At 45.9% G+C, this 9,701-nt stretch carries 1 protein-coding gene; it reads right to left on the bottom strand.

The window, feature by feature from the left end:
- A partial coding sequence (locus CLW00_RS21480) for an HYR-like domain-containing protein (RefSeq protein ID WP_170073265.1) occupies positions 1–9,701 on the bottom strand: 9,701 nt, incomplete at both ends.

The following is a 9,701-nucleotide window of genomic DNA, read 5'->3' as shown; positions in this document are numbered from 1 at the left end:
AGTATATTGCCCAACACTCCTCCAAAATCAACAGGATGGACTCCATAATCATCGTCATTGGCTATGATCCTAGGAGCTGTGACTGTTACCGTTACCGTTGCCGTATCACAGTTGCCAGGATTCAACACCTCACAGATGCTGTACTCTACTTCGTAGTCTCCCGCTGGCGTGTTCGGTGCTACCGTAACCGTTCCATCTGGGTTGATCACTACCGGAGAGTCAGGATCTACATTGATCGGTGTCAAGGTCACATCATCAGGGTTCACTGGCTCACCATTCAAGGTATCGTTATCCAATACATTGCCCGGTACTGTACCCCCTTCTGTGCCGTTGATAGGACCTAAGTTATCGTCGTTGGCTTCTATATCGAGAGATATTACAGTAATTACTTGTTCATGAACTGTTTCATTACCGCAGGCGTCTTTGGCTATCCATGTTCTTATGATAGTATAACCTTGAACACAGTCGCCTTCTGTTCTAGTTTCTACAAAGGTCACTGTAGTCTCTCCGCAGTTATCGGTAGCAGTCAAGGTCTCTGCCAAAGGTATCGTAGCACACGTAACCGTAACATTAGCCGGCAAGGCTTCCACAAACACTGGTGCTGTAGTATCCTCTACCGTAATAGTCTGAACCAGATCAGTTGAGTTGCCAGCACAATCAGTTAATGTAAATATTCTTGAAACAATTAACGGATCTCCTGAACAACCACTACCACCATTGTCAGAATCTACAACGGTTATAAAAACATCTCCTCTACAATTATCCGCTACATTTGTTATTACAGAAATATCAGCAATTGGCACATCTGCTACACATTCCAAAGTTAAATCTCCAGGCGCATCTCCAAATGGGCTGATGTTATCTTCGATCGTGTAAGTATATGTCCAGGTGTACTCTTCTCCAGCACAGTCTGTATACATGTAAGTATAAACTTTCGTACCCTCACAGGCAGGATCATCACTTATACTTGTCAAGGTTGGAACAATGGTTCTGCTACAGTTATCCGTAACTGTAGGGGCATTCGGCTCCACGGCATCATCCACACAGGCTACAGTAGCTGAGCCGTTCAACGGCATTGTCACTACAGGTGCTTCTATCGTGTAGGTAAAGGTCCAGTCTTGTATATTACCCGCGCAATCCTCATACGTGTAAGTATAAACTTTCGTGCCTTCACAGGCAGGATCTTCACTTACGACGGACAATGTTGGTATGATCTCTCTGCCACAGTTGTCAGTAACTGCAGGGGCATTCGGTTCTACCGCATCATCCACACAAGCTACGGTTTCTGATCCGTTCAACGGCATTGTCACCACAGGTGTCTCTATCGTGTAGGTATATGTCCAGGTATACTCTTCTCCGGCACAGTCTGTATATGTGTAGGTATAAACTTTCGTACCCTCACAGGCAGGATCTTCACTTACGACGGACAATGTTGGTATGATCTCTCTGCCACAGTTGTCAGTAACTGTAGGGGCATTTGGCTCCACTGCATCATCCACACAGGATACGGTTTCTGATCCGTTGGTCGGTATCGTTACCACAGGTGCTTCGATCGTGTAGGTAAAGGTCCAGATGTACTCTTCTCCGGCACAGTCAGTATAAGTGTAGGTATAAACTTTCGTACCCTCACAGGCAGGATCTTCACTTACACTCGTCAGGGTTGGAACGATGGTTCTGTCACAGTTGTCAGTAACTGTAGGGGCATTCGGCTCCACTGCATCTTCAACACAGGATACAGTTTCTGATCCGTTGGTCGGTATCGTTACCACAGGTGCTTCGATCGTGTAGGTAAAGGTCCAGATGTACTCTTCTCCGGCACAGTCTGTATAAGTGTAGGTATAAACTTTCGTACCCTCACAGGCAGGATCTTCACTTACGCCGGACAAGTTTGGTATGATCTCTCTGCCACAGTTGTCAGTAACTGTAGGGGCATTCGGTTCTACTGCATCATCCACACAGGATACGGTTTCTGATCCGTTGGTCGGTATCGTTACCACAGGTGCTTCGATCGTGTAGGTAAAGGTCCAGATGTACTCTTCTCCAGCACAGTCTGTATAAGTGTAGGTATAAACTTTCGTACCCTCACAGGCAGGATCTTCACTTACGACGGACAATGTTGTTATGATCTCTCTGCCACAGTTGTCAGTAACTGTAGGGGCATTCGGTTCTACTGCATCATCCACACAGGATACGGTTTCTGATCCGTTGGTCGGTATCGTTACCACAGGTGTCTCTATCGTGTAAGTATATGTCCAGGTGTATGTTTCACCTGCACAATCCTCATACGTGTAAGTATAAACTTTCGTACCCTCACAGGCAGGATCTTCACTTACGACGGACAATGTTGGTATGATATCTCTGCCACAGTTGTCCGTAACCTCTGGCGCTGTCGGTTCTACCGCATCATCCACACAAGCTACAGTAGCAAAGCCGTTCAACGGCATTGTCACCACAGGTGTCTCTATCGTGTAAGTATATGTCCAAGTGTATGTTTCACCTGCGCAATCCTCATACGTGTAAGTATAAACTTTAGTACCCTCACAAGCAGGATCTTCACTTATACTTGTCAAGGTTGGAACGATGGTTCTGCCACAGTTGTCCGTAACTGCAGGGGCATTCGGCTCCACTGCATCTTCAACACAGGCTACAGTAGCTGAGCCATTGGTTGGTATCGTTACCACAGGTGTCTCTATCGTGTAAGTATATGTCCAGGTGTATGTTTCACCTGCACAATCCTCATACGTGTAAGTATAAACTTTCGTACCCTCACAGGCAGGATCTTCACTTACGACGGACAATGTTGGTATGATATCTCTGCCACAGTTGTCCGTAACCTCTGGCGCTGTCGGTTCTACCGCATCATCCACACAAGCTACAGTAGCAAAGCCGTTCAACGGCATTGTCACCACAGGTGTCTCTATCGTGTAAGTATATGTCCAAGTGTATGTTTCACCTGCGCAATCCTCATACGTGTAAGTATAAACTTTAGTACCCTCACAAGCAGGATCTTCACTTATACTTGTCAAGGTTGGAACGATGGTTCTGCCACAGTTGTCCGTAACTGCAGGGGCATTCGGCTCCACTGCATCTTCAACACAGGCTACAGTAGCTGAGCCATTGGTTGGTATCGTTACCACAGGTGTCTCTATCGTGTAGGTATATGTCCAGGTATACTCTTCTCCGGCACAGTCTGTATAAGTATAGGTATAAACTTTCGTACCCTCACAGACAGGATCATCACTTATACTTGTCAAGGTTGGAACAATGGTTCTGCTACAGTTATCCGTAACTGTAGGGGCATTCGGCTCCACTGCATCTTCAACACAGGCTACAGTAGCTGAGCCGTTGGTTGGTATCGTTACCTCAGGTGTCTCTATCGTGTAGGTATATGTCCAGGTATACTCTTCTCCGGCACAGTCTGTATAAGTGTAGGTATAAACTTTCGTACCCTCACAGGCAGGATCTTCACTTACGACGGACAATGTTGGTATGATCTCTCTGCCACAGTTGTCAGTAACTGCAGGGGCATTCGGTTCTACCGCATCATCCACACAGGATACGGTTTCTGATCCGTTGGTTGGTATCGTTACCACAGGTGCCTCTATCGTGTAGGTAAAGGTCCAGGTATACTCTTCTCCGGCACAGTCTGTATAAGTGTAAGTATAAACTTTCGTACCCTCACAGGCAGGATCTTCACTTACACTCGTCAAGGTTGGTGTGATCTCTCTACCACAGTTGTCCGTAACTGCAGGGGCATTCGGCTCCACCGCATCGTCCACACAGGCTACAGTTTCTGAGCCATTGGTCGGTATCGTTACCTCCGGTGCTTCGATCGTGTAGGTAAAGGTCCAGGTATACTCTTCTCCGGCACAGTCTGTATAAGTGTAGGTATAAACTTTCGTACCCTCACAGGCAGGATCTTCACTTACACTCGTCAAGGTTGGAACGATGGTTCTGCTACAGTTATCCGTAACTGTAGGGGCATTCGGCTCCACTGCATCTTCAACACAGGCTACAGTAGCTGAGCCGTTGGTTGGTATCGTTACCTCAGGTGCTTCGATCGTGTAGGTAAAGGTCCAGGTGTACTCTTCTCCGGCACAGTCTGTATAAGTGTAGGTATAAACTTTCGTACCCTCACAGGCAGGATCTTCACTTACGACGGACAATGTTGGTATAATCTCTCTGCCACAGTTGTCCGTAACCTCTGGCGCTGTCGGTTCTACCGCATCATCCACACAAGCTACAGTAGTAGAGCCGTTCAACGGCATTGTCACCACAGGTGTCTCTATCGTGTAGGTATATGTCCAGGTATACTCTTCTCCGGCACAGTCTGTATAAGTGTAGGTATAAACTTTCGTACCCTCACAGGCAGGACCTTCACTTACATTTGTCAAAGTTGGAACGATGGTTCTGTCACAGTTGTCCGTAACTGCAGGGGCATTCGGCTCCACGGCATCATCCACACAGGATACGGTTTCTGAGCCGTTGGTTGGTATCGTTACCACAGGTGTCTCTATCGTGTAGGTATATGTCCAGGTGTATGTTTCACCTGCACAATCCTCATACGTGTAAGTATAAACTTTCGTGCCTTCACAGTCAGGGTCATCACTTATACTTGTCAAGGTTGCAACGATGGTTCTGTCACAGTTGTCAGTAACTGTAGGGGCATTCGGCTCCACTGCATCATCAACACAGGCTACTGTAGCTGAGCCGTTGGTTGGTATCGTTACCACAGGTGCCTCTATCGTGTAGGTATATGTCCAGGTATACTCTTCTCCGGCACAGTCTGTATACATGTAAGTATAAACTTTCGTACCCTCACAGGCAGGATCTTCACTTACACTCGTCAAGGTTGGAACGATGGTTCTGTCACAGTTGTCAGTAATTGTAGGGGCATTCGGCTCCACTGCTTCGTCAACACAGGATACGGTTTCTGATCCGTTCAACGGCATTGTCACCACAGGTGTCTCTATCGTGTAGATATATGTCCAGGTGTATATTTCACCTGCACAATCCTCATACGTGTAGGTATATACTTTCGTGCCTTCACAGTCAGGGTCTTCACTTACGCCGGACAAGGTTGGTATGATCTCCCTGCCACAGTTGTCCGTAACCTCTGGTACTGTAGGCTCTACCGCATCATCCACACAGGCTACAGTAGCTGAGCCATTGGTTGGTATCGTTACCACAGGTGCTTCGATCGTGTAGGTAAAGGTCCAGGTATACTCTTCTCCGGCACAGTCTGTATAAGTGTAGGTATAAACTTTCGTACCCTCACAGGCAGGATCATCACTTACACTTGTCAAGGTTGCAACGATGGTTCTGCTACAGTTATCCGTAACTGTAGGGGCATTCGGCTCCACTGCATCTTCAACACAGGCTACAGTAGCTGAGCCGTTGGTTGGTATCGTTACCACAGGTGCCTCTATCGTGTAGGTAAAGGTCCAGGTGTACTCTTCTCCGGCACAGTCTGTATAAGTGTAGGTATAAACTTTCGTACCCTCACAGTCAGGGTCATCACTTACACTCGTCAAGGTTGCAACGATGGTTCTGCTACAGTTATCCGTAACTGTAGGGGCATTCGGCTCCACTGCATCATCCACACAGGCTACGGTTTCTGAGCCGTTGGTTGGTATCGTTACCACAGGTGCCTCTATCGTGTAGGTAAAGGTCCAGGTGTACTCTTCTCCGGCACAGTCTGTATAAGTGTAGGTATAAACTTTCGTACCCTCACAGTCAGGGTCATCACTTACACTCGTCAAGGTTGGAACGATGGTTCTGTCACAGTTGTCAGTAACTGCAGGGGCATTCGGCTCCACTGCATCTTCAACACAGGCTACAGTAGCTGAGCCATTGGTTGGCATCGTTACCACAGGTGCTTCAATCGTGTAGGTAAAGGTCCAGGTATACTCTTCTCCGGCACAGTCTGTATAAGTGTAGGTATAAACTTTCGTACCCTCACAGTCAGGGTCATCACTTACACTCGTCAAGGTTGGAACGATGGTTCTGTCACAGTTGTCAGTAACTGCAGGGGCATTCGGCTCCACTGCATCTTCAACACAAGCTACGGTTTCTGAGCCGTTCAACGGCATTGTCACCACAGGTGTCTCTATCGTGTAGGTAAAGGTCCAAGTATACTCTTCTCCGGCACAGTCTGTATACGTGTAAGTATAAACTTTCGTACCCTCACAGTCAGGATCATCACTTATACTTGTCAAGGTTGGAACAATGGTTCTGCCACAGTTGTCCGTAACCTCTGGCGCTGTCGGTTCTACCGCATCATCCACACAGGCTACAGTAGCTGAACCGTTCAATGGCATTGTCACCACAGGTGTCTCTATCGTGTAGGTATATGTCCAGGTGTATGTTTCACCTGCGCAATCCTCATACGTGTAGGTATAAACTTTCGTACCCTCACAGGCAGGATCTTCACTTACGACGGACAATGTTGGTATGATCTCTCTGCCACAGTTGTCAGTAACTGAAGGGGCATTCGGTTCCACGGCATCATCCACACAGGATACGGTTTCTGATCCGTTGGTCGGTATCGTTACCACAGGTGCTTCGATCGTGTAGGTAAAGGTCCAGATGTACTCTTCTCCTGCACAGTCTGTATAAGTATAGGTATAAACTTTCGTACCCTCACAGGCAGGATCATCACTTATACTTGTCAAGGTTGGAACAATGGTTCTGCCACAGTTGTCTGTAACCTCTGGCGCTGTCGGTTCTACCGCATCATCCACACAGGCTACAGTAGCTGAGCCGTTGGTCGGTATCGTTACCACAGGTGCCTCTATCGTGTAGGTAAAGGTCCAGGTGTATATTTCACCTGCACAATCCTCATACGTGTAGGTATAAACTTTCGTGCCTTCACAGTCAGGGTCATCACTTACATTTGTCAAGGTTGGAACGATGGTTCTGCTACAGTTATCCGTAACTGTAGGGGCATTCGGCTCCACTGCATCTTCAACACATGCTACAGTAGCTGAGCCGTTGGTTGGTATCGTTACCTCAGGTGCCTCTATCGTGTAGGTAAAGGTCCAGGTGTATATTTCACCTGCACAATCCTCATACGTGTAGGTATAAACTTTCGTGCCTTCACAGTCAGGGTCATCACTTACATTTGTCAAGGTTGGAACGATGGTTCTGTCACAGTTGTCAGTAACTGAAGGGGCATTCGGTTCCACGGCATCATCCACACAGGATACGGTTTCTGATCTGTTGGTTGGTATCGTTACCACAGGTGTCTCTATCGTGTAAGTATATGTCCAGGTGTATGTTTCACCTGCACAATCCTCATAAGTGTAGGTATATACTTTCGTACCCTCACAGGCAGGATCTTCGCTTATACTCGTCAAGGTTGGAACGATGGTTCTGTCACAGTTGTCAGTAACTGAAGGGGCATTCGGTTCCACGGCATCATCCACACAGGATACGGTTTCTGATCCGTTGGTCGGTATCGTTACCACAGGTGCTTCGATCGTGTAGGTAAAGGTCCAGATGTACTCTTCTCCGGCACAGTCTGTATAAGTGTAGGTATAAACTTTCGTACCCTCACAGGCAGGATCTTCACTTACGACGGACAATGTTGGTATGATCTCTCTGCCACAGTTGTCAGTAACTGCAGGGGCATTCGGTTCTACCGCATCATCCACACAAGCTACGGTTTCTGATCCGTTCAACGGCATTGTCACCACAGGTACCTCTATCGTGTAGGTAAAGGTCCAATCGTGACTATTTTCAGCACAATCTGTATATGTGTAGGTATACGTTACATCACCATTACATTCAGGTGTTTCTGATATAACAGGCTCGCTTGGTGTAAGCACATTACCACAGTTGTCTAATACTTCTGGCAACTCTGGAGCTACTATCTCTGAAGCACAGGCCACAGTTACACCAGCATTATCTGGCATATCAAAATCTTGTGTTACAACAGTGATGATATGCGTGTGTGATCTTTCATTACCACACTCATCTGTAGCAATATATCTTCTTATTATATCATAAGAGCTACAATTACCTAAATCAGATTCAATTTCTTGTGCATTAATATTTAAAATTACCGAAATAGGCGTTTCACCTACTGAAACCCCCAAGTTTGAACTTACATAAGTCCAGTCGAGGTCCGATTCAAAATCTAAAGTTGCTGGACCAATGTTTCCTGGGACTCTATAACCCAGCGGTGCATCAAATTGAATGGCGTAGGTCGTTTCAGGAAATAATATCAAATCATTTGAAGTGGTCACATTGAAAGTTTGTTCTTCAAAACTTTCACCACTATAATTGTATGTTCCTACAATACTAACAAGAGAAGACATACTCGCTGGATTTTCCGAGGCATTATAAAGCCTAACTTCGCCAACGCCTGCTGGAATATCAGCAAACGACATCCCGTAAAATTCAACCGAATTAAAATAGGTTAAGGTAGCACCAGTTTTAAAGTAAAAAATCAACCCATCGTCTGGATCTGAACTTGCAAATGTCTGTTGAGTAAAGTTAGTATTATCTAATCCGATTTTTTCTTCAGATGAATTCCCTAATATATAGTCAATGGAAAAAACTGAAGCCTCACTGCAATTATCAGTTGCTGTTAGAGTCAATGGATCTGGAACTTCACCACATTCAACTGTAATATCCACAGGTAAAGTTTGTACAAAAACAGGTGCTTCTGTGTCTACAACTGTGATGACTTGCGTGTGTGATGTTTCATTGCCACACTCGTCCGTAGCTGTCCAAGTTCTGGTTAAGGTATAACTGTTTGGACAAGCACCATCAGTTCTTACTTCATTGTAAACTACTTCCAAGTCTGTAGTACAGTTGTCCGTAGCTGTCAACACCTCAGCAGTAGGTACTGCATCACACTCAACTGTTAGATTTTCTACTGGTAATTGTGTTGGTACACAATTTAGGTCAGCAGCAGCACAAGCTACAAAAAAGGTAGGTGCTTCTGTGTCCACAACTGTGATGACTTGCGTGTGTGATGTTTCATTGCCACACTCGTCCGTAGCTGTCCAAGTTCTGGTTAAGGTATAGCTGTTTGGACAAGCACCATCAGTTTTTACTTCATTGTAAACTACTTCCAAGTCTGTAGTACAGTTGTCCGTAGCTATCAACACCTCAGCAGTAGGTACTGCATCACACTCAACTGTTAGATTTTCTACTGGTAATTGTGTTGGTATACAATTTAGGTCAGCAACAGCACAAGCTACAAAAAAGGCAGGTGGTGTGGTGTCTTGAATATTAATGACTTGAGAACAAGTCTCCTCGTTCAACACAGTATTTTCACCCGCATCTCTTACACCATTCCCATTGGTATCCTCATATTCAGTTATGGTATAAGTTCTAATAACCTCTCCACTACATCCAGGATCAGCACTATTACTTGCTGTGATTTCAATTACTCCGCATGGATTATCACCAATAGCTCCATCGCCATTACCTAAAGATCCAAATTCTGTAATGGTCAATGTAGTAGCCGATGGAATATCATCGTAGCACTCAACCGTTATAGGCTCAAAAGTTGGACAGGTAACTTCAAAAACACAACACACAGGCGATGCTCCAGTCAACACAATCGGAGCACAATTACCCGCATCTGAGATCCTTATATTATAATTTGTACCTGAGACTATAGGATCTGAGGTCCAAGTATGTGTACCATCACCATTGTCTGTCCAAGCACCTGCGCCTCCTGTTCC

It is taken from the genome of Mongoliibacter ruber, assembly GCF_003003005.1.
GTDB classification, from domain to species: domain Bacteria; phylum Bacteroidota; class Bacteroidia; order Cytophagales; family Cyclobacteriaceae; genus Mongoliibacter; species Mongoliibacter ruber.
This window is presented reverse-complemented; position numbering and strand designations above follow the sequence as displayed.